Source organism: Streptomyces sp. NPDC020742, from assembly GCF_040641675.1.
Taxonomy (GTDB): Bacteria; Actinomycetota; Actinomycetes; order Streptomycetales; family Streptomycetaceae; genus Streptomyces.
In genome coordinates, this window is the sequence record NZ_JBFAEA010000011.1 from 92,570 (window position 1) to 112,925 (window position 20,356).

The 20,356-nt window shown below is 71.1% G+C and carries 22 protein-coding genes; 7 read left to right on the plus strand and 15 right to left on the minus strand.

The features are described from left to right. Positions 1–21 precede the first annotated feature (21 nt). Together AB0G84_RS20225 and AB0G84_RS20230 are read left to right on the plus strand one after the other, a co-directional pair. Positions 22–1,443 carry an NAD(P)/FAD-dependent oxidoreductase gene (locus tag AB0G84_RS20225; RefSeq protein WP_361322187.1) on the plus strand — a complete coding sequence of 474 codons (1,422 nt, stop codon included), beginning with the start codon at positions 22–24 and terminating at the stop codon, positions 1,441–1,443. A gap of 20 nt (positions 1,444–1,463) precedes the next feature. Then, the gene (locus AB0G84_RS20230) at positions 1,464–1,985 is read left to right on the plus strand and encodes an O-acetyl-ADP-ribose deacetylase (protein WP_361322190.1); all 522 of its coding nucleotides are present in this window, start codon (positions 1,464–1,466) and stop codon (positions 1,983–1,985) included. Positions 1,986–2,171: 186 nt separating this feature from the next. Here AB0G84_RS20230 and AB0G84_RS20235 read toward each other — a convergent pair whose 3' ends face one another. Beyond that, on the minus strand, positions 2,172–2,981 hold the full coding sequence (locus AB0G84_RS20235) for an SMI1/KNR4 family protein (protein ID WP_361322193.1): 810 nt from the start codon (positions 2,979–2,981) through the stop codon (positions 2,172–2,174). Between the two features lie 181 nt (positions 2,982–3,162). Between AB0G84_RS20235 and AB0G84_RS20240 the strand changes: the two genes are divergently transcribed. Beyond that, positions 3,163–4,185, plus strand: coding sequence for a hypothetical protein (locus AB0G84_RS20240; protein ID WP_361322196.1), 1,023 nt, complete (start codon positions 3,163–3,165; stop codon positions 4,183–4,185). Positions 4,186–4,378: 193 nt separating this feature from the next. On the opposite strand, the gene AB0G84_RS20245 is transcribed toward AB0G84_RS20240, so the two are convergent. Continuing rightward, on the minus strand, positions 4,379–4,606 hold the full coding sequence (locus AB0G84_RS20245; RefSeq protein WP_361322199.1) for a DUF5133 domain-containing protein: 228 nt from the start codon (positions 4,604–4,606) through the stop codon (positions 4,379–4,381). Positions 4,607–4,931: 325 nt separating this feature from the next. On the opposite strand from AB0G84_RS20245, the gene AB0G84_RS20250 reads away from it, so the two are divergent. Together AB0G84_RS20250 and AB0G84_RS20255 are read left to right on the plus strand one after the other, a co-directional pair. After that, positions 4,932–6,404 (plus strand): AlkA N-terminal domain-containing protein, encoded by a 1,473-nt coding sequence (locus AB0G84_RS20250; RefSeq protein ID WP_361322202.1) that lies wholly within the window; start codon positions 4,932–4,934, stop codon positions 6,402–6,404. Positions 6,405–6,414: 10 nt separating this feature from the next. Further along, complete coding sequence (locus tag AB0G84_RS20255) at positions 6,415–6,966, plus strand: methylated-DNA--[protein]-cysteine S-methyltransferase (RefSeq protein ID WP_361322205.1); 552 nt, start codon at positions 6,415–6,417, stop codon at positions 6,964–6,966. A 10-nt stretch (positions 6,967–6,976) separates the two neighbouring features. Here the strand turns inward: AB0G84_RS20255 and AB0G84_RS20260 are convergent, their stop codons facing one another. From AB0G84_RS20260 to AB0G84_RS20280, 5 genes are all read right to left on the minus strand, one after another. Beyond that, entirely contained in the window at positions 6,977–7,390 is a 414-nt protein-coding gene (locus AB0G84_RS20260) for a hypothetical protein (RefSeq protein WP_361322208.1), read from the minus strand. Between the two features lie 17 nt (positions 7,391–7,407). Next, positions 7,408–7,884, minus strand: a complete 477-nt coding sequence (locus AB0G84_RS20265; protein WP_361322211.1) for a protease inhibitor I42 family protein — start codon at positions 7,882–7,884, stop codon at positions 7,408–7,410. An 11-nt stretch (positions 7,885–7,895) separates the two neighbouring features. Beyond that, positions 7,896–9,494: a peptidoglycan-binding protein gene (locus AB0G84_RS20270; protein ID WP_361322214.1), complete on the minus strand. Its 1,599-nt coding sequence runs from the start codon at positions 9,492–9,494 to the stop codon at positions 7,896–7,898. Positions 9,495–9,579: 85 nt separating this feature from the next. Then, on the minus strand, positions 9,580–9,951 hold the full coding sequence (locus tag AB0G84_RS20275) for a type VII secretion target (RefSeq protein WP_361322217.1): 372 nt from the start codon (positions 9,949–9,951) through the stop codon (positions 9,580–9,582). 160 nt (positions 9,952–10,111) lie between these two features. Continuing rightward, positions 10,112–10,765 carry a TetR/AcrR family transcriptional regulator gene (locus AB0G84_RS20280; RefSeq protein ID WP_361322220.1) on the minus strand — a complete coding sequence of 218 codons (654 nt, stop codon included), beginning with the start codon at positions 10,763–10,765 and terminating at the stop codon, positions 10,112–10,114. Positions 10,766–10,812: 47 nt separating this feature from the next. Between AB0G84_RS20280 and AB0G84_RS20285 the strand changes: the two genes are divergently transcribed. Next, positions 10,813–10,980, plus strand: coding sequence for a hypothetical protein (locus AB0G84_RS20285; RefSeq protein ID WP_361322223.1), 168 nt, complete (start codon positions 10,813–10,815; stop codon positions 10,978–10,980). Here AB0G84_RS20285 and AB0G84_RS20290 read toward each other — a convergent pair. Next, positions 10,970–11,779: a nucleotidyltransferase domain-containing protein gene (locus AB0G84_RS20290; RefSeq protein ID WP_361322226.1), complete on the minus strand. Its 810-nt coding sequence runs from the start codon at positions 11,777–11,779 to the stop codon at positions 10,970–10,972. The genes AB0G84_RS20285 and AB0G84_RS20290 overlap by 11 nt on opposite strands. A 38-nt stretch (positions 11,780–11,817) precedes the next feature. Beyond that, positions 11,818–12,321, minus strand: a complete 504-nt coding sequence (locus tag AB0G84_RS20295) for an NUDIX hydrolase (RefSeq protein WP_361322549.1) — start codon at positions 12,319–12,321, stop codon at positions 11,818–11,820. A gap of 276 nt (positions 12,322–12,597) precedes the next feature. Between AB0G84_RS20295 and AB0G84_RS20300 the strand changes: the two genes are divergently transcribed. After that, positions 12,598–13,740, plus strand: a complete 1,143-nt coding sequence (locus AB0G84_RS20300; RefSeq protein ID WP_361322552.1) for a glycerate kinase — start codon at positions 12,598–12,600, stop codon at positions 13,738–13,740. A gap of 229 nt (positions 13,741–13,969) precedes the next feature. On the opposite strand, the gene pssA is transcribed toward AB0G84_RS20300, so the two are convergent. The 6 genes from pssA to AB0G84_RS20330 all read right to left on the minus strand — a co-directional run bounded on the left by pssA (position 13,970) and on the right by AB0G84_RS20330 (position 20,356). Continuing rightward, entirely contained in the window at positions 13,970–14,830 is an 861-nt protein-coding gene (gene pssA / locus AB0G84_RS20305; protein ID WP_361322229.1) for a CDP-diacylglycerol--serine O-phosphatidyltransferase, read from the minus strand. Further along, positions 14,817–15,464, minus strand: coding sequence for a phosphatidylserine decarboxylase (locus AB0G84_RS20310; RefSeq protein ID WP_066930416.1), 648 nt, complete (start codon positions 15,462–15,464; stop codon positions 14,817–14,819). Before AB0G84_RS20310 ends, pssA begins: the two co-directional genes overlap by 14 nt. Positions 15,465–15,634: 170 nt before the next feature. Then, positions 15,635–16,840, minus strand: coding sequence for an acyl-CoA dehydrogenase family protein (locus AB0G84_RS20315; RefSeq protein ID WP_361322233.1), 1,206 nt, complete (start codon positions 16,838–16,840; stop codon positions 15,635–15,637). Between the two features lie 5 nt (positions 16,841–16,845). After that, on the minus strand, positions 16,846–17,370 hold the full coding sequence (locus AB0G84_RS20320) for a MaoC family dehydratase (protein ID WP_361322236.1): 525 nt from the start codon (positions 17,368–17,370) through the stop codon (positions 16,846–16,848). Between the two features lie 5 nt (positions 17,371–17,375). Further along, the gene (locus AB0G84_RS20325; protein ID WP_361322239.1) at positions 17,376–18,347 is read right to left on the minus strand and encodes a CoA ester lyase; all 972 of its coding nucleotides are present in this window, start codon (positions 18,345–18,347) and stop codon (positions 17,376–17,378) included. Then, a complete protein-coding gene (locus AB0G84_RS20330; RefSeq protein WP_361322242.1) occupies positions 18,344–20,356 on the minus strand; it encodes a protein meaA in 2,013 nt (670 codons plus the stop codon). The genes AB0G84_RS20325 and AB0G84_RS20330 overlap by 4 nt, the downstream gene beginning before the upstream one ends.

Here is a 20,356-nt window from a genome sequence, read left to right on the forward strand (position 1 = left end):
GACGTGAGGGGAGTGGCGTAGGTGCCGAGGATGCTCGATGCCGTGGTGATCGGGGCGGGACCCAACGGCCTGACGGCGGCCGTCGAACTGGCCCGCCGTGGGATGTCCGTCGAGGTCTTCGAGGCCCACGGCACCATCGGTGGCGGCGCCCGTACCGAGGAGCTGACCCTCCCCGGTTTCCGGCACGACCCCTGCTCGGCGGTGCACCCGACGGGCGCGGGCTCGCCCGCCTTCGCCCGGATGCCGCTGCAGCGGTACGGCCTGGAGTGGCTGCACCCCGAGCTGCCGATGGCGCACCCCTTCCCGGACGGCACGGCCGCCGTGCTCGCGCACACCGTCGGCGAGACGGCGATGTCGTTCGGGCCGCGCGATGCCGGCGCCTACCGCCGGTTGGTCGCGCCGTTCATCGGCCGGTGGGAGGCCATGGCACAGGACTTCCTGCGCACCCAGTGGCTCGGCGTGCCCACCGACCCGGTGACGTACGCGCGCTTCGGCCTGGTCGCCGCGCAGCCGGTCACCCTCCTCAACCGCCGCTTCCAGGACGAGAAGGCCCGCGCCCTGATGGCCGGCCTGGCGGCGCACGCCATCGCCCCGCTCGGCGGCATCGGTACCTCCGGCATCGCCCTGATGTTCGCGCTCGCCGCGCACGCCCACGGCTGGCCGGTGGCCCGCGGCGGCTCCCAGGCCATCTCCGACGCGCTGGCCGGCCTGCTGCGCGCCCACGGCGGTGCGGTGCACACCGACTTCGAGGTCAAGCGCCTGGACGACCTGCCGCCCGCCCGGGCGTACGTCTTCGACACCTCCCCGACGGCGCTGGCCCGGATCGCGGGCCTGGGCAACGCCTACCGCGAGGTGCGGTACGGCCCCAGCGTCTTCAAGATCGACTATGCGCTCTCCGGGCCGGTGCCGTGGACGGCCGTGGAGGCCCGCCGCGCCGGCACCGTCCACATCGGCCCCACCAGCGGCGAGATCGCCGCCGCGCTGAACGCCGCCGTCCACGGACAGGACCCCTCCGTCCCCTTCCTGATCACCGCCCAGCCCAGCCTGATCGACCCCACCCGCGCCCCCGAGGGCCGGCACGTCTTCTGGGCGTACGGCCATGTCCCCAACGGCTGGGAGGGCGACGCCACCGACGTCGTCGAGCGGCAGATCGAGCGCTTCGCCCCCGGCTTCCGGGACCTCGTGCTGGCCCGCGCGGTCGCCGGCCCGCCACAACTCGCCGTCCGCAACGCCAACTACGTCGGCGGCGACACCGCCACCGGCTCCGCGGCCGGGCTGCGGCTGCTCATCCGCCCCAAGCTCGCCCGCGTCCCCTACGAGACCGCCCACCCGGCCGTCTTCCTCTGCTCCCAGTCCACCCCGCCCGGCCCCGGTGTGCACGGCATGTCCGGCCACTACGCCGCCAAGGCGGTGTGGCGCCGTCTGCGCGCGAACCGCCGCTGACCGCTCTACGCTCGGACACCATGAGCCCCCTTCGCACCTCCCTCACCCTCGTCCAGGGCGACATCACCGAACAGGCCGTGGACGCCGTGGTGAACGCCGCCAACTCCTCGCTGCTCGGCGGCGGGGGCGTGGACGGCGCGATCCACCGGCGCGGTGGCCCGGAGATCCTGGCCGAGTGCCGCGCCCTACGGGACTCCCGGTACGGCCGGGGCCTGCCCACCGGCCGGGCCGTCGCCACCACGGCCGGCCGGCTCCCCGCCCGCTGGGTGATCCACACCGTCGGCCCGGTCTACTCGGCCGGCGAGGACCGCAGCGACCTGCTGGCCTCCTGCTACCGCGAATCGCTACGGATCGCCGACGAACTGGGCGCCCGTACGATCGCCTTCCCGGCCATCTCCACCGGCGTCTACCGCTGGCCGATGGACGACGCGGCGCGGATCGCGGTGGAGACCGTCCGGGAAGTCGAGACGGCCGCCGACGAGATCCGCTTCGTCCTCTTCGACGAGCCGGCGTACGCAGCCTTCGCCACACACGTGCGCTGACTGCGGCACGCCGCCTGCCTCCGCTGGCGGAACAGGCGCGCCGAGCCGACGACCGACTTCGCACCCGAGCCACCGGCCCGGCAGGGGACCGATTGCCCGGCCAAGGCCGCGGCAGACGGTGTTTCTGCCCGCTTCCCCGAAGGCGCTGCTCACCGGGCTGCGGATGCCGTTGGCAGCGGGGTTCGGTCAGCCGCATTCCCGGTAGTTCATGAACCAGTGGGTGTCGAAATAACGAGCCATCGTGAACGGGTGGTGCGGGTCGACGAGGATGCGGCAGACGAACTGTGCGGCTTGGCAGTCGAAGGAGACGTCTCCGCCGTCGAACGACCGGACCACGACGGGCCAACGGTCGGGGTCGTCGCCGTCGGCCCTCCAGCAGTACAGGTCCTCGTGCTCAGTGCCTGCCCAGATCAGCAGACCGTCCTCTCTGAGATCGGTCCACGGCTCCTGGTTCAGGTCCAGGTATCCGTCGAAGGCGCCCTTGCCGAAGGTCTCGACCATGCGCTTGTAGTCGCTCGGCAGTGCGGTGCCCAGGCGCGACTCCACCTCCGCCCAGTCCATGTCCGGCCGCTGGGCGGGCTGCGTCCAGCCGGTGATCCCTCTGAGCCGCTCCATCCAATCGACGTCCTCGTCCTCGCTCTTATCCGGAGCAATCGCCAAAGGCTTTGGCACCTCCCTGTGCGCGACCACCAACACCGGTCGCTGGACCCCTTCTGCGTCGCGCACCGTACCCGTGCCGACCCATTGATCCCCGTAAGCCCACGCCCGTATCTTCACGGCCCGGTCCTCGAAGGGAACGAGGAGAGCCGCGCCCCTGGAATCATCGACCGTCGGATCGGTGAAGCCGTCGAGGACGAGAGTGCGCGGGGCGCCGTACCTGCTGTTGAGGAGGTCGGTCAGGTTCTGCGGGTCCAGGGCGCTGGGCAGGTACATGTAGCCGTCCCCCGGGCCGAGTTGGGCCAGCAGGTCGTTGACGGTCGCTTGCGTGAGCTTCATGGCGGACAGTGAAGCGCACCGCACTGACAATGGGGCAACGAGCGGCTTGTCCGACCGCTCTGGATACGGCAATCTCGGGTCGAGGGCTGCACGGCCACGAGTGGCTAGGCTATCGGGGGCGGGATGGGAAGAGCGTCGATGCTCGGATCCAGGATCTGCGGGACGAGACCAGGCCGGGGCGGTGCCTGCGATATCAGCGCAGTCGCGGGTGCGGGCGTTTGTCCTTGGTCTGTTCGGATGGACCTCGCGCATCGCAGGTGCGCTCTGTGGGGTCTCCGGCTTCATGCGCTGGCGCATCGCAACCAGTGACAATCCCTACGTTGATCATTCGGTTTGGGCAACCTACGGACTTCCCACGATCCTGATGGGTCTGGGATTTCTCCTTCTGACCGCAGGGATGCGCCTCAACCGCCTTCGGCGGCAGCATCTAGCCCCCGTCATCCACTCATCGAAGGAGTTGGTGGGCGAGCGCTACGTCCTGTACCTCCGGGTGTTTGATGATGACGAGCTGCGGACGGCCCTGGAGGCGCCGCTGGGTACCCGTACCAACCTCCTGCGGGGGCTGACGGCACCACATTTCCACAGTTATCGCACCCAGGAGGAGCAGCTGGCTGACGCGTTCCGGCGAAAAGTGGCTCCGATGGTGGCCGTTGGCCGGCCCGACGAAAAGCTACCGCTGGTCGGTGCACGACGGCTCTACCTCCCGCTGAACGACTGGCAGGACACCGTGCTGACCTTGATACGAGGAGCACAGCTGGTGGTACTGGTAGCAGGCACACGACCCGGCTTCATGTGGGAGCTGGTGCAGACAGTGCACGATGTGTCACCTGAGCGTGTGCTTTTGTTGGTGCCCATGGATTCTGCGGAGTACGACGACTTCCGCATCCTGGCATTACGTGCTTTGCAAGAGCACGCGGAGACCCTTCGCGCCACCGACGGAGAGAAGTGGACGCCGCCCGGCTTGCCGGACTATCCGGAAGGGTGGGTGCCCCCTCCCCGGACGCATTTCGCGATCAAAGGTGCCATCTCCTTCGACGTCAGCTGGCAGCCGCAGTTCGTCAGATTTGACACCACGGATGTCAAGGTCCGTCCGCGGTACCCGCTGCGCAGTGCAGTGGAGGACGGGCTTCGACCGGTACTTGAACGCACGCGGAGCGCGGTCGCCGGAGGCGACCGTCCGCCCTTCGGCGCGGGACATCCTTGACCCACCACGCTCGCGTCCAGCCTCAGCCGACATTTCGACGACCTCGGGTCCGCCGAAGGAATTGATCGCTGCTGCCTTCACGACATACCTCTCCCCGGTACACGGGACCGGATCCGGCGGAGCGTCCGGACGTCCACCCGCCCTCGACGGACAGTCGGCGCGCGCGGCCCGGTGCCGAGCTGGCCCCTGCCGCTCAGTGGCTGATGACGGAGTCGTCCTCCACCCGGGCGCCCGGCAGGTGGTGGCAGGCGGCGATCAGTGCGGCCTGCACATCGCGGGTCCCGGTGGAGGTGCACAGGGTGTAGGCGAGGTCGTCCATCCGCCGCCGGACCTCCGTGCCGCCCCGCTCCGCCTGCAACGCCTCCAGCGTCCGGTACTCCTGCACAAGGCCCTGCAGTACTGCGGGGTGAGCCATCAGCACGGTGGTCTCCTTCCGTCGCGTCCGTTCAAGTCGCTGTTGCCCGGTCGTCGGCGGTCCACTCCCGGAACGTTGCGGTGCGGTGTGTTGCGGAAAGGCTGTGGTGCGGAGTGGTGCGGTGCAGAAGGGACGCGGTGCGGTACGGAACGGAACGGACACGGTGCGGCGCAGAAGGGACGCGGTACGGAACGGACACGGTGCGGTGTGGAAGCCGTACCGACACCCGTACCGACACCTGTACCGAGCCCGTTCCGAAGGCCCTGGCAGCCCGACGTCGATGTCGGATTTCCGCCAGCGGAGGCCCGGGCGCTGAGCAATCCTGGAGGGCATGCACACCGATACCGAGCGCTGTCTGCGCGCCGTGCAGTCGAAGGACGCCCGCTTCGACGGCTGGTTCTACACCGCCGTGATCACGACCCGTATCTACTGCCGCCCCAGCTGCCCGGTCGTGCCGCCCAAGCCGGAGAACATGCGCTTCTACCCCAGCGCGGCCGCCGCCCAGCAGGCCGGATTCCGGGCCTGCAAGCGGTGCCGCCCGGACGCCAGCCCGGGGTCGCCACAGTGGGACGAGCGGGCCGACCTCGTCGCGCGGGCCATGCGGCTGATCGCCGACGGGGTCGTCGACCGCGAGGGGGTGCCCGGCCTCGCCGTGCGACTGGGATACAGCACCCGCCAGGTAGAGCGCCAGCTGCTCGCCGAGCTGGGCGCCGGACCGCTGGCGCTGGCCCGTGCCCAGCGCGCTCAGACCGCCCGGCTGCTGGTGGAGACCACCGCACTGCCGATGGCCGAGGTCGCCTTCGCCGCGGGTTTCGCCAGCATCCGGGCCTTCAACGAGACGGTCCGGGAGGTCTTCGCGCTCTCCCCGACCGAGCTGCGGCGGCGTGCCACGCCCGGCCCGCGCGCGGTGGCGCCCGGGACGCTGGCGCTGCGGCTGCCCTTCCGCCAGCCGCTGAACCCCGACAACCTCTTCGGACACCTCGCTGCCACCGCCGTCCCCGGGGTCGAGGAGTGGCGGGACGGCGCGTACCGCCGCACCCTGCGCCTGCCCTACGGGCACGGCATCGTCACACTCGCCCCCCGCCCCGACCACATCGACTGCCGGCTCGCCCTGACCGATCTGCGCGACCTGGCCGGCGCCATCGCCCGCTGCCGCCGGATGCTGGACCTGGATGCCGACCCGGAAGCCGTCGACGGGCTGCTGCGGGAGGACGCGGACCTGGCGCCACTGGTCGACAAGGCGCCGGGGCGCCGGGTCCCGCGCACCGTCGACGCCGAGGAATTTGCCCTGCGCGCGGTGCTCGGCCAGCAGGTCTCCACCGCGGCCGCCCGCACCCACGCCGGCCGGCTGGTCCGGGCGCACGGCGCAAAGGTCGACGACCCCGGGGGCGGGCTCAGCCACCTCTTCCCGTCCGTCGCCGCGCTCGCCGACCTGGACCCCGAGGCGCTGGCCATGCCCCGTAGTCGACGCGCCACGCTCACCGGGGTGATCGCCGCCCTGAACTCCGGGGCGCTCCGTCTGGGCGTCGGCAGCGACCGGGACGAGGCCCGCGCCCGGCTCGCCGCCCTGCCCGGTGTCGGCCCTTGGACGGTGGAGTCCATCGCCATGCGCGGACTGGGCGACCCGGACGCCTTCACCCCCACCGACCTCGGGCTCCGCCGGGCGGCGGCCGGATTGGGCCTGCCGCACACCCCGGCCGCCCTGGTCCGGCACTCCGCGGTCTGGCGCCCCTGGCGCGCCTACGCCGTCCAGTACCTCTGGGCGACCGACGACCACCCCATCAACCGCCTCCCGACGAACTGAGCCCCCAGCCATGACCGTTACCGCATCCGGGCCCGCGCCCGACACCCCACTGACGCACACCGTCCTGGACGACACCCCGGTGGGCCCGCTCACCCTCGTCGCCGCCGGGGACGCCCTGACCGCCCTCTATATGACCGACCAGCGCCACCGTCCGCCCCAGGAGAGCTTCGGCGCCCCGGCGGACCCCGGCACCCCGCCGTTCGCCGAGGCCATTGCCCAGCTGGAGGCGTACTTCCGGGGCGAGTTGACCACCTTCGACCTGCCGCTGGCGCTGCGCGGTACCCCCTTCCAGCGCCGCGTCTGGGCGGCGCTGTGCACCATCCCGTACGGCGAGACGCTGTCCTACGGGCAGCTCGCCACGCGGCTCGGCGTCCCGTCGGCGGCCCGCGCGGTCGGGCTGGCCAACGGGCGCAACCCCGTCGGCATCATCGTCCCGTGCCACCGCGTCGTCGGCGCCGACGGCAGCCTCACCGGCTACGGCGGCGGACTGGACCGCAAGCGCCGGCTGCTCGCCTTCGAGCGGACCGAGGACGCCCTCTTCCCGGCGGAGGCGTGTGGCTGAAGCCCGGGGCTCAGCCGGTACCGGGCCCGGCGCTGCGAGTCCGGTAGGTCAGCCGGAGCGCCATGAGGGCGGCGACGGACTCCAGCCAGCGGGCGACGTCCTGTTCGCCGTCCACGGTACGGACCACGGACGCCGCCGACTCCAGCCAGCCGCGCACCAGTTGGACGGCGGCGTCGCCCGGCACCGGCTCGGGCAGCTCCGCCGCGTACGTGGTTCCGCCGCTGCGGACGATCGCGGCGAGGAAGGCGACCGCGCGCGGCAGTACGCCCTGCCGGTCGAGTGCCACGGCGGCGCCCGCCGCCCCGTCGCCGAAGAGCGTGGCGCGGTGTGAGCCGCCGAAGCCGAAGCCGTAGCGCACCAGCGCGGCGACATCGAGCGCGGCGAGTTCGTCGTCGGTCTTGCCTGGGGGAGGGGTGGGATGCATGCCTGTCTCGGAATCGTTCACTTCACGGTGACGGTGTAGCTGTGGTAGGTCGGTCGGTCCGACGTCGGGGAGCCGGTGGGCGGGGCAGGGGAGGCGGTGGCGGAGTCGCCCTGGTCGACACAGGCGTGCACCGGGCAGTGGATCAGCCGGATCTTGGTGCTTCCCGGGCGGAGGGCCTTGAAGTGGAAGAGCTGGCTGCCGTCGCCCGCCCCGTCCGCGTCGCTTCCCGAGTTCTGCTGTTCCTCGCCCACCGCGCGCAGCACCGCGGCGTCGGGCTTCGGCGGGGCCACGTACCAGCGCTCGCCGAGCGAGGGGCTGGAGGGCACCGACAGGGTGAACTCCTCGCCGGTGTCGGCCTCGATGGCGGTCTCGTCCGTGTCGTAGGTGGCGGGGCCGAAGAGCCCGCAGCCGGAGAGCGCGGCGAGGGCGGTGAGCGTGGTGAGAGCCGGGGCGAGGGCCCGGCGGAGGGCGGTGTACGGGAGTCGGTCGGGCATCGTGGTTCGCTTCAGTCGGCGGGCAGGTGGACGGCGTAGGCGTCGGGCATGCGGTTGTCGGAGGCCTTGCCCATATGGCCGTTGACGAAGTCGTCCTCGCTGACCCAGGTGGTGGTGCCCCAGGGGTTGTAGACCTGGAGCTTGTCGCCCTCCTGGCCGATGATCATCATCGCGTGGCCGGTGCGGTCACCGTCCTTGTACCCCTCGACGCCGATCGGCACCGGCTTGCCGTCGGCCACGGCCTTCTCGATGTCCGGCAGCACATCGCGCCGGGCATCGGCGCTCTTGGTCTCCTGGAAGTCGTACGACGCACCGGTGTGCGGGCTGATCTCCTTGTTGACCACGGTGGTCTTGCCGTCGTTGTCCATGCCGTCGGGGTGCCGGGAGAACGGGAAGTCGTAGTCGTAGTCCCCGTCGCCTTCGTCGTGCACCCGCTGCTGCTCGGCGCCCAGCCGTTCCCGGAAGGCGTCGGGGTCGTCCTCCTGGCCCGACGGGCCGCCGGTCAACTCCAGTGCGTAGACGGGGTCGACCATGGCCCGGGCGCTCACCGTGGAGGACGGGACGCAGGTGTTCCCGTCCTGCGACCACCGTTCGTCGCCGAAGGCCTGGTCGTCGGTGTTGTTGTTCCTGCCGTCCTTGGCGCGTCCCTCGTCGTCCATGCTGTCGGCGGCGGTCGACACCGGCGTGAGGTGCCGCTGGAGCCATCCCGGGTCCTTGCCGTGGATCTTCTCCCGGAAGTCCGACACGGCGTCCAGGTCGTAGCCCGCGGCCAGTGCCTTCACCAAGTAGGCGCGTTCCTGCGGCGATTTGGACTCGGCGAGCATCTTGTCGAACTCGGCGCGGTCCCGGGCGTTCATCTTCTCCATGTACCGGCCCGAGCGCTCCAGGTCGTTCGCGCTGAGCAGTTCGTTCATCTCCGCCGGGCCGTAGACGCCCGCGGTGTCGGCGAGGGCGAGCTTGTCGGCGGCGGAGAGGCCGCTGGTGTGCATCTTGCCGGCCCGCGCCTCGGAGGCGAACTTGTTGAGGTCGCGGGCGGCCGCGCGGGCCGCGTCGTCGACGGACCGGGCCGCGGAGCGCATCTTCTCGACACCGGCGGAGGCCGCCGTGCCGGCCCGCCAGATCGCGTCCTCCTCCTCGTCGGTGTCCACCATGTCGTCGAAGAAGCCGTCCGCCGGCCCGAGGATGGACAGCGCCTCGTGCAGCTGGCCGCGACCGGTCCCGTCCAGTTTCTGGGCGTCCCTGACCGCGTCGCTCAGGGTCAACAGGGCCTTGCCGCCCTTCTGTAGGGCCTCGGCCATCTGCCTGGCCGCCCGGGCGGCGGCCTGGACGACCTCGGACGCCCCCACGCTGGCCTTGCCCACCCAGACCTCCGGCAGTCCGGAGGAAGCCACCTGGTCGACCTTGTGGGCGACCTCGTCGGCGTTCTTGGACTGGGTGCGGTAGCGCTTGCCCAGCAGCTCCAGCGTGCCGGCGGAGCCGACCGGAGCCGGGACCGCGAGGGCGGAGTTGATCAGGTTGATCATCTCGTTCTTGTCGTCGCAGTCGAGGAGCTGCTTGTAGCACGCCTCCAGCTTGGCGCGGCGCTCGGTGGTGGATCCCTGCTCAGCCATCGAGAGTGAAAAGACCTTTGTGTGCGGTGTCGTCGGGCGGAAGGGTGCGGACCGGGCGGACCAGGCGGACCGTCGTGGCGCTGGATCAGCCGAAGGGGGACCGGTCGGTCACGGCGGCCGGCCTGGTCGTCCACGACGGGTTCCCCGCGCCCGCCGCTCCGCTGACCTGGGAGATGACCTCGTGATCGGCCTGGTCGTAATTGCCCTTGGACGCCCGGACCTTGTCGGCGAGTTCGTGGAGCGCGCTCTCGAGGGTCTTCGCCTCGTCCTGCCAGGCGGTGGAGAACTCCCGGTAGGCGGGGCCGGAATCGGAGCCGCCGAGCATGTCGTCGTCGAAGCAGACCGCGTCGGCTATGCCGGACTTGATGTCACCGGTGTCGTCCCCGGCCGAGTCGAGCTTCTTCGCCTCGGCGTCCATGCCGCCCTGCTGGACGTGGTATCCGGAACTGCCGGCCATAGATCCCCCCGTGTGTTCATCCGTGACGCCCCGCGCGGTCCTGCGGGTTCACCGCATGCGCAGGACTCGCCACGCGAAGAGCATCCTAATGGCCGGCCGGCTCCGGTCGTTTCCCGTAGGGCGGATCGACCCGAACCCGTCGGGCGGGGCCACCCACGGACTACGCCCCGACCCGTGGGCTGAGCCCCGCGAGCAGTGCCCGTACGGTCTCGGTCGCGAACTCCTCCTCGCTCTCCGGTTGCAGCGCACCGGGCGGCGCCTCGCCGTCGAAGAACAGGTCGAGGAAGGCCCGGTGGAAGCAGGCTCCGATGAGCAGTGTGGCCATCGCCCGTGGATCGAGTCCGGGCCTGACCCGGCCCCGTGCCTGTTCGGCCTCCAGGTAGGCGGCCAGGTGCTGGGTGGCGTTCTGCGGTCCCGCTGTGCCCAGTTCACGGAGCGTGCGGCGGTGGGTCTGCAGCAGCTCGGGGCTGGCGAAGAGGGAGGCCGCCATCGGGAAGGAGCGACGGTAGAAGTGGACGGCGGCCAGCGCCACCTCCCGCAGGTGCTCCTCGGGGCCCTGCTCGTCGCCCGCGCGCCGGGGGAGCTGCTCCAGCGCGGCCGAGAACTGCGGGGCGCGCTCGTGCAGCACCCGGATGAAGATCTCTTCCTTGTTGCGGAAGTGCTTGTAGAGCGCCGCCTCGGAGCAGCCGGCCTCCCGGGCGATCTGCTTGGTGGTCGTACGGGTCAGGCCCACGGTGGTCATCAGGGCGGCGGCGGCATCCAGGATGCGCGAGCGCGTCAGGGCGCCTCCGGTCGGGGCAGCGTCTGCGGGCATGGCGCGAGCCAGCCGTCCTGCGCGACAGCGGCCTCGACTGGACGTCGGTGCGCCCGCCCCGCCTGCTCGACGGGCCCGGCGAGGGCCGCTACCGCCACGCCGTCGAGGCCGGACCCGCCGGATCCGCCATCGCCCGCGCCGACGTGGCGCGCGCCATGCTCGACTTCGTCCCCGACGCGCGGACCCACGGCCACGCCGTCGGCGTCAGTCGCTGACCACCCCGCGCACCTCCGCCACCAGATGCTCGGCCGAGGCCAGGGTGGCGCGCAGTTTCTCCGCCGTGGCCCCGGGCCGGGCGAGCAGGGCGCCGGCGCGGTCGGCGAAACCGGACGGGGTACCCGGCAGGGCCGTGGCAGCCGCCAGCGCGCCCTTCTCGTTGAGGCACCAGACGCGGTGGTGTGCATGCAGCGCCTGGACCAGACCGCCCACCGCCCGGGACAGACACAGCGCCGCATGGAGCACGTCCCCGGCCGGGGACGACTTCCCGGCCATCGCCAGCGAGAAGCCCGCGTCCCACACCGCGGTGCCGGTCAGCGCCGCCCGCAGCGGCTCCGGGTAGTCCTGGGCCTCCTCCTTCAACTGGGCCAACTCCCCGCCGTCGTCGGCCAGGACCCGGCCCAGCGCCACCTCGCCCGGATAGGCCGGCGACCAGAAGCCCAGCGGATGACCGGTCTGGACCCCGATCTCGAACCGGCCCGCCCGGCACTCCTGCCACACCCGCCGCACCCGGTCGACGTCCCGCAGGATCCAGTCCACCTGGCGGCCGTCGGGGAGGACGAGCCAGGCCCCGCCGTTGACCCACGCACCCCAGGCCCCCGGCCCGTGGACCTCGACGGGCCCGCCGGTCACCTCGGTGGCCAGCGCCTCCAGCGCCGCCAGATCCGGCGCGCCCCGGTAGTAGACCCCCAGGTCCCAGTCGGAGTCCGCCCGGTGCGTCCCCCGTGCCCGGCTCCCGCCCAACATCACCCCGACCACGCCCGGCACCCGGGCGATCCGTGCGGCAAGTTCGTCCATACCGCGGACCCTAAGATCACGCGGGACCGGACCGCACCTCATTTCGCAGTGCCGTGCGCCCCCAACGGCGGTACCCCGTCCTCCAGTTCCGCGGGGCCGTGCCCGGCCGCGAGGGCCTGGAGGGCGGCACCGATCCGCAGCGCCATCCCCCGGTTCACCAGCGTCTGCGCCTCGTCCCAGTCGACCATGCGCCAGGACAGCAGCTCGCTCTCCTGCAGCCGGATCGCGGCGAGTTGCGCCGCGTTGAGCACTCCGCCGTCGAAGAGGTACGACACCAACGGCGGCCGGTCCTTGCTGCGCACCCAGTCGACGGCGAGCAGCGTGCCCAGCTCGATGTCCAGCCCGATCTCCTCGGCGGTCTCGCGGCGGGCGGCCTGGCGGGGCGACTCGCCGGCATCCGACTCGACGGTGCCGCCCGGCAGGATCCAGGTGTCGCGGTAGTTGGGCTCCACGAGCAGGATGCGGCCCTCCGCGTCGCGGAAGACGGCCCCCGCCCCGGCGAGCACGCGGGGCAGGCCGGCGAGGTAGCTGGCGTAGTCCATGGTCGTCACGGCGCGAGCCTAAGCCCTGCCCTCACCCCTCCGTCTCCCTTTCGGACGTCTCCCTCCCGGGTGGACGACGGGGGAGTCGCGGCAGGGCTTGTCAGGCCTGGCCGGTCGTTCCCGTAGATGCACCTCCACCGAGCGCCCTGGGGCGCCCGGCGGGCCGAAGTGCCCTGTTCGCGGGGCCGCTCGCCGGATAGGGTCGCAGCGGCGCGACTGCCAGTTCGAAAGCAAGGGGAAACAGTGGCGGACGCAGCAAGGACACCCACCGCACGGGTGCTGATCGCCGCGGACAAGTTCAAGGGCTCACTCACCGCCGTCGAGGTCGCCGAGCATGTCACGGCCGGTCTGCGGCGCGTGGTCCCCGGTCTGGACGTGGTGGCCGTGCCGGTCGCGGACGGCGGCGACGGCACCGTGGCCGCGGCCCTCGCGGCCGGTTTCACCCGCCACGAGGTGCGGGTGACCGGTCCCACCGGCGCGCCGGTGACGGCCACCTTCGCGCTGCGCGTGGGGGCATCCCCAGCTGGGGGAGGCACCGCCGTGGTGGAGATGGCGGAGGCCTCCGGTCTCCAGCACCTCACCGACGGCGCCTTCGCGCCGCTGACGGCCACCACGTACGGCACCGGCGAGCTGCTGCTCGCGGCCCTCGACGCGGGCGCCACCTCGATCGTCTTCGGCGTCGGGGGCAGCGCCACGACCGACGGCGGCGCGGGCATGCTCGCTGCGCTGGGCGCCCGCTTCCTGGATGCCGACGGCCGTCCGGTGGCGCCCGGTGGTGGACCGCTGCGGGAGCTGGCGACGGCCGATCTGTCGGGGCTGGACCCGCGGCTGGCCGGCACGGCGATCGTGCTCGCCAGCGATGTGGACAACCCGCTCACGGGGCCGAAGGGCGCCCCGGCGGTCTACGGCCCGCAGAAGGGCGCGAGCCCGGCGGACGTCGCGACGCTGGACGCCGCGCTGGCCCACTACGCCGAGGTGCTGGAGCGCGCGGTGGGCCCCAAGGCCGCGGAGTACGCGCTGGCGCCCGGTGCGGGCGCGGCGGGTGGCATCGGTTACGGCGCGCTGGTGGCCCTGGACGCGGAGTTCCGGCCCGGCATCGAGGTGATGCTCGACGTCCTGGGCTTCGCCCCGGCGCTGGCCCGGGCCACGTTCGTGATCACCGGTGAGGGCTCGCTGGACGAGCAGACGCTGCACGGCAAGGCGCCGGCCGGTGTCGCCGCCGCGGCCGGTGCCGCCGGCCTGGACGTGGTCGCGGTCTGCGGTCGGCTCCGGCTGCCGCAGGAGGCGCTGGAGAGGGCCGGCATCCGCCGGGCGTACCCGCTGACCGACCTGGAGCCCGACCCGGCCCGCTGCATGGCGCAGGCGGGTCCGCTGCTGGAGCGGGCGGCGGAGCAGCTGGCGCGCGACTTCCTGGTCTGAGCCGGCGCCGGACGGAGCCCGGGCCGCGCCGGGCGGACGGCGGAGCCCCGCGGACCGCGACGCGGGAGCTCCGCGGACCGTGACGCGAGAGCCTCGCGGACCGCGACGCGAGAGCCCCGCGGACCGTGACGCGGGAGCCCCGCGGGCGGCAACGCAAGAGCCCCGGGCGAGGAATTCGCCCGGGGCTCCTGACGTGGTACGGCGTGCTGCCGCGGTGCTCCGTGTCCCGCTAGCGGAGCTGTGCGGCGCGCGCCTCGGCGCGGGACTCGCGGCGGTTGTCGCGGAAGGTGTTCACCCTCCGGGCCGTCGCGAACAGCGGGATCATCGCGCCCAGGACCACCTGCAGCGAGCAGCCGGTCTGCAGCAGCAGCTGGCCGCCGGGGGCGTCCAGCGCCCAGGCCGCGAGCATGCCCATGCTGAGCACGATCCAGCTGAGCATCGCCACCGCGAGCCGGCCCTGCGGCTTGGGGTACTCGACCCGGCTCACCATCAGCCAGGCCACCCCGAGGATCGCCAGCAGCGTCGGCAGGAACGGCAGCTCCAGCAGGACGATGGCGACGACGGTCAGGGCGCCGAAGGGGCTCGGCATGCCCTGGAAGATGCCGTCGCGCATCGGGATGCAGGAGAACCGCGCCAGCCGCAGCACCACCGCCAGCAGCACCACCACCGCCGCGACCACCGACACCCGCTGGTGGGCGTCCTGGGCGACCATGCCCCAGGTCACGACGAAGTACGCCGGTGCCAGTCCGAAGCTGATCAGGTCGGAGAGGTTGTCCAGCTCGGCCCCCATCGCCGAGGCCCGCAGCTTGCGCGCCACCAGCCCGTCGAAGAGGTCGAACACCGAGGCGAACAGCATCAGGATCACGGCCATGGCCGCGCTGTGCCGGGCCATCCCGCCGTCCTCGGTCCCCGTGAGGTGCGGGATCAGCACGCCCGTGGTGGTGAAGTACACGGCCATGAAGCCGCAGATGGCGTTGCCGAGGGTAAGGGTGTCCGCTATCGACAGCCGCGTGGACAGCGGCATGTCATCGTCGTCCTCGTCGGTCTCGGGCGCCCAGCCCGCCTGTGTCTCGGGATCAATCACGGTCAAGTCGAGTCACCCCCGCGGTGGTCGCCTGGCCGACCTCGACCGCCACCTCGACGCCCTCCGGGAGGTAGACGTCGACGCGCGAGCCGAAGCGGATCAGGCCGATCCGCTCGCCCTGCTCCACCTTGGTGCCCTCGGGCACGTAGGGGACGATGCGGCGGGCCACTGCGCCGGCGATCTGCACCATCTCGATGTCGCCGAGCTCGGTGTCGAAGTGCCAGACGACCCGCTCGTTGTTCTCGCTCTCCTTGTTGAACGCCGGAACGAATCCGCCGGGGATGTGCTCCACGGACGTCACCGTGCCGGCCAGCGGCGCACGGTTGACATGGACGTTCAGCGGGCTCATGAAGATCGCGACGCGGGTGCGCCCGTCCTTCCACGGCATGATGCTCTGCACCACGCCGTCGGCCGGGGAGATGACGCGACCCTGGGCGATCTCCCGCTCGGGGTCGCGGAAGAACCACAGCATGCCCGCCGCCAGAGCGGTGGTGGGCACGGCAACGGCGGCCCAGCGCCCCGACCGGCGGGACCGGGCGAGGCTGACCGCTGCCGTGGCAACGGTCGGCAGGAGCCACGGCGACGCTCCGCGCGCGAGGCGGACACGACCGCGAGGTGCAGAGGATTGGCTGTGGGGCATGAATGACCTTCGTAGCGGAGGGGGCCGCGTAGGGATACGGGGGACGGCGGCTTTCCCGGGATGCTATCGGTTGTGAGCGGCAACTGGCCAAGAGCCAGAGCCAATCCATGGCCGAAGAACAATGACGGGGTGTGATCTTTGTCTAGACCAAAGCGCCCCAAACGGGACTTTCACGCCTGGATTCGGTACTCCTCCAGTAGCCGTCGCCCAATGATCATTTTCTGGATCTCGGCGGTACCTTCGCCGATCAGGAGCATCGGAGCCTCGCGGTAGAGGCGCTCGATCTCGTACTCCTTGGAGAAGCCGTAGCCGCCGTGGATGCGGAAGGCGTCTTCCACCACCTCCTTGCAGTACTCGGAGGCCAGGTACTTCGCCATGCCCGCTTCGAGGTCGTTTCGCTGGCCGGAGTCCTTTTTGCGAGCAGCATTGACCATCATTGCATGGGCGGCTTCGACCTTTGTTGCCATTTCGGCCAGTTTGAACTGGATGGCCTGATGCTGGGCGATCGGCTTGCCGAAGGTGTGTCGCTGCTGCGCGTAGGAAACTCCCAGCTCGAAAGCGCGCTGGGCGACGCCGCAGCCACGCGCCGCCACATTCACCCGGCCGACCTCGACGCCGTCCATCATGTGATAGAAGCCACGTCCGGTCTGGCCGCCGAGCACCCGATCGGCCGGGATTCGCAGCCCGTCCATGATCAGCTCGGTGGTGTCGACGCCCTTGTAGCCCATCTTGTCGATCTTGCCCGGAATGGTGAGGCCCGGTCGCACCTCACCGAAGCCGGCCTCCTTCTCCACGAGGAAGGTCGTCATCGACTTGTGCGGAGCGGTGCCCTCCGGGTGGCCCTCGTCCGTACGGCAGAGCACCGCCACGAGCGTGGAGGAGCCGCCGTTGGTGAGCCACATCTTCTGGCCGTTGAGGACGTACTCGTCGCCGTCCCGCACGCCCTTGGACGAGATCGCCGAGACGTCCGAGCCCAGCGCCGGCTCCGACATCGAGAAGGCGCCCCGGATCTCACCGGCCGCCATCTTCGGCAGGAAGTAGTCCTTCTGCTCCTGCGTGCCGTGCTGCTTGAGCATGTACGCCACGATGAAGTGCGTGTTGATGATGCCCGAGACGCTCATCCAGCCGCGGGCGATCTCCTCCACGGTCAGCGCGTAGGTGAGCAGCGACTCGCCCAGCCCGCCGTACTCCTCGGGGATCATCAGCCCGAACACACCGAGTTCCTTCAGGCCCTCGACGATCTGCGTCGGGTACTCGTCGCGGTGCTCCAGCTCCGTGGCGACCGGAAGGATCTCCTTGTCCACGAAGTCGCGGACGGTCGAGAGGATCTCCCGCTGGATGTCGGTCAGGCCCTCGGTCTGCGCAAGACGGGTCATGGCGGTCACTTCTCCTTCTTGGCCGCGGGGGCCTTGAGCTCCGGGCGGCCGGGCTGCTCGCCGCCGCGCTCCTTGATGTAGGCGGCCGTGGGGACCATGACCTTGCGGCGGAAGACGCAGACCAGGGTGCCGTCCTGCTTGTAGCCCTTGGTCTCGACGTACACGATGCCGCGGTCCGACTTCGACTTCGACGGCGTCTTGTCGAGCACGGTGGTCTCGCCGTAGAGCGTGTCGCCGTGGAAGGTCGGCGCCACGTGCTTCAGCGACTCGATCTCCAGATTGGCGATGGCCTTCCCGGAGACGTCCGGCACCGACATGCCCAGCAGCAGCGAGTAGATGTAGTTGCCGACCACGACGTTCTTCCCGAAGTCGGTGGTCTGCTCCGCGTAGTTGCTGTCCATGTGCAGCGGGTGGTGGTTCATCGTGAGCAGGCAGAAGAGGTGGTCGTCGTACTCGGTGACGGTCTTCCCCGGCCAGTGCTTGTACACATCGCCGACGGTGAACTCTTCGTAGGTACGGCCGAACTGCATGGTGCTTAAGCCTCCGGGGCCTCGAACGTGGATGTACGGATCATGCCTGCGGCCCGGCCCTTGCCGGCGACGACGAGGGCCATTTTCCGGCTCGCCTCGTCGATCATCTCGTCCCCGAGCATCGCCGAACCCTTTTTGCCGCCCGCCTCCGAGGTGTGCCACTCGTAGGCGTCCAGGATCAGCTCGGCGTGGTCGTAGTCCTCCTGGGAGGGCGAGAACACCTCATTGGCGGCCTCGACCTGACCCGGGTGCAGCACCCACTTGCCGTCGAAGCCCAGCGCGGCGGCGCGGCCGGCCACCTCCCGGTACCCCTCGATGTTCTTGATCTGAAGGTACGGGCCGTCGATGGCCTGCAAATCGTAGGTGCGAGCCGCCATCAGAATGCGCATCAGGATGTAGTGGTAGGCATCCGCGCCATAGCCCGGCGGCTGCTCGCCGACCACCAGGGACTTCATGTTGATCGACGCCATGAAGTCGGCGGGGCCGAAGATGATGGTCTCCAGGCGCGGTGAGGCGCCGGCGATGGCGTCGACGTTGACCAGGCCCTTGGCGTTCTCGATCTGCGCCTCGATGCCGATCCGGCCGACCTCGAAGCCCATGGTCTTCTCGATCTGCGTCAGCAGCAGGTCCAGCGCCACGATCTGCTGAGCGTCCTGGACCTTCGGCAGCATGATGCAGTCGAGGTTCTGCCCCGCGCCCTCGACGACCGTGATGACGTCCCGGTACGTCCAGTGCGTGGTCCAGTCGTTGACCCGTACGACCCGTGTCTTGCCGGTCCAGTCGCCCTTGTTCAGCGCGTCGACGATGGTGTGCCGGGCGCCCTCCTTGGCGAGCGGGGCACAGGCGTCCTCCAGGTCCAGGAACACCTGGTCCGCGGGGAGGCCCTGGGCCTTCTCCAGGAAGCGGGGGTTGCTGCCGGGCACCGCGAGACAGGAGCGCCGCGGCCGGCCGCCCGGCGGGCGGTTCGCCTGGGTCATGCGGGGACCTCCAGGGGGTCGAGCTGGTTGGCCTTCCGGATCTCGTCGACGATACGGCCGATGATCTCCGTGATGCCGAAGTCCTTGGGGGTGAACACGGCCGCCACTCCGGCCTCCCGGAGCGCGGCCGCATCGGCGGACGGAATGATTCCGCCGACGATGACGGGCATGTCGTCGACACCGGTGCGGCGCAGCCGGGCCAGCACGTCCGGCACCAGCTCGGCGTGCGAGCCGGACAGGATCGACAGGCCCACGCAGTGCACGTCCTCGGCGACCGCCGCCGAGACGATCTGCTCCGGGGTGAGCCGGATGCCCTGGTAGATCACCTCGAAGCCGGCGTCCCGGGCGCGGACCGCGATCTGCTCGGCGCCGTTGCTGTGCCCGTCCAGGCCCGGCTTGCCGACCAGCAGCCGCAGCTTGCCGCTGCCCAGCTCGGCGGCCGTCTTGGCGACCTTCTCGCGGACCGCCGCGAGCGGGCTGCCCTCCTCGGCGGCGACCGCCAGCGGGGCGCTGGAGACGCCGGTGGGCGCCCGGAACTCGCCGAAGACGTCCCGCAGGGCCCAGGCCCACTCGCCGGTCGTCACGCCGGCGCGGGCGCACTCCAGGGTGGCCGCGAAGAGGTTGCCGTCGCCGGCCGCGGTCTTCTTCAGCGCCGACAGCGCCTCCTGTGCCCGCACCTCGTCGCGGTTGTCCCGCCACTCGTGCAGCGCCTGCACCACCCGCGCCTCGTTGGCCGGGTCGACGGTCATGATGGCCGTGTCCAGGTCGGCGGTGAGCGGGTTGGGCTCGGTGCCCTCGAAGCAGTTGACGCCGACGATCTTCTCCTCGCCGGCCTCGATCCGGGCCCGCCGCTCGGCGTGCGCGGAGACCAGCTGCGACTTGAGGTAGCCGGACTCCACCGCGGCCATCGCGCCGCCCATCTCCTGGATCCGCTCGATCTCCGCGAAGCAGTCCTCGACCAGGGCGTCGACCTTGGCCTCGATGACGTGCGAACCGGCGAAGATGTCCTCGTACTCCAGCAGGTCGCTCTCGTGGGCGAGGACCTGCTGGATGCGCAGGGACCACTGCTGGTCCCAGGGCCGCGGCAGGCCCAGCGCCTCGTTCCACGCCGGGAGCTGGACCGCGCGGGCCCGGGCGTCCTTGGAGAGGGTGACGGCCAGCATCTCCAGCACGATCCGCTGGACGTTGTTCTCCGGCTGCGCCTCGGTCAGCCCGAGGGAGTTGACCTGGACGCCGTAGCGGAAGCGGCGCTGCTTGGGGTTCTCGATGCCATAGCGCTCGCGGGTGATGCGGTCCCAGATGCGGCCGAAGGCGCGCATCTTGCACATCTCCTCGACGAACCGGACGCCGGCGTTCACGAAGAACGAGATCCGGGCCACGACGTCGCCGAACTTCTCCGACGGCACCTGGCCGGAGTCCCGCACCGCGTCCAGCACCGCGATGGCGGTGGACATCGCATAGGCGATCTCCTGCACCGGCGTGGCCCCGGCCTCCTGCAGGTGGTAGCTGCAGATGTTGATCGGGTTCCACTTGGGGATCTGCGCCACCGTGTACGTGATCATGTCGGTGGTCAGCCGCAGGGAGGGCCCCGGCGGGAAGACGTGCGTCCCGCGCGAGAGGTACTCCTTGACGATGTCGTTCTGGGTGGTGCCGGACAGCTTGGTGATGTCGGCGCCCTGCTCCTCGGCGACCACCTGGTACAGCGCCAGCAGCCACATGGCCGTCGCGTTGATGGTCATCGAGGTGTTCATCTGGTCCAGGGGGATGTCCTGGAACAGCCGTCGCATGTCACCCAGGTGGGACACCGGGACCCCGACCCGGCCCACCTCGCCGCGGGCGAGGACGTGGTCGGGGTCGTAGCCGGTCTGCGTCGGGAGGTCGAACGCGACCGACAGGCCGGTCTGGCCCTTGGCGAGGTTGCGCCGGTACAGCTCATTGGACGCCTCGGCGGTGGAGTGGCCGGCGTAGGTCCGCATCAGCCACGGACGATCCTTCTGACGCTCTGTCAT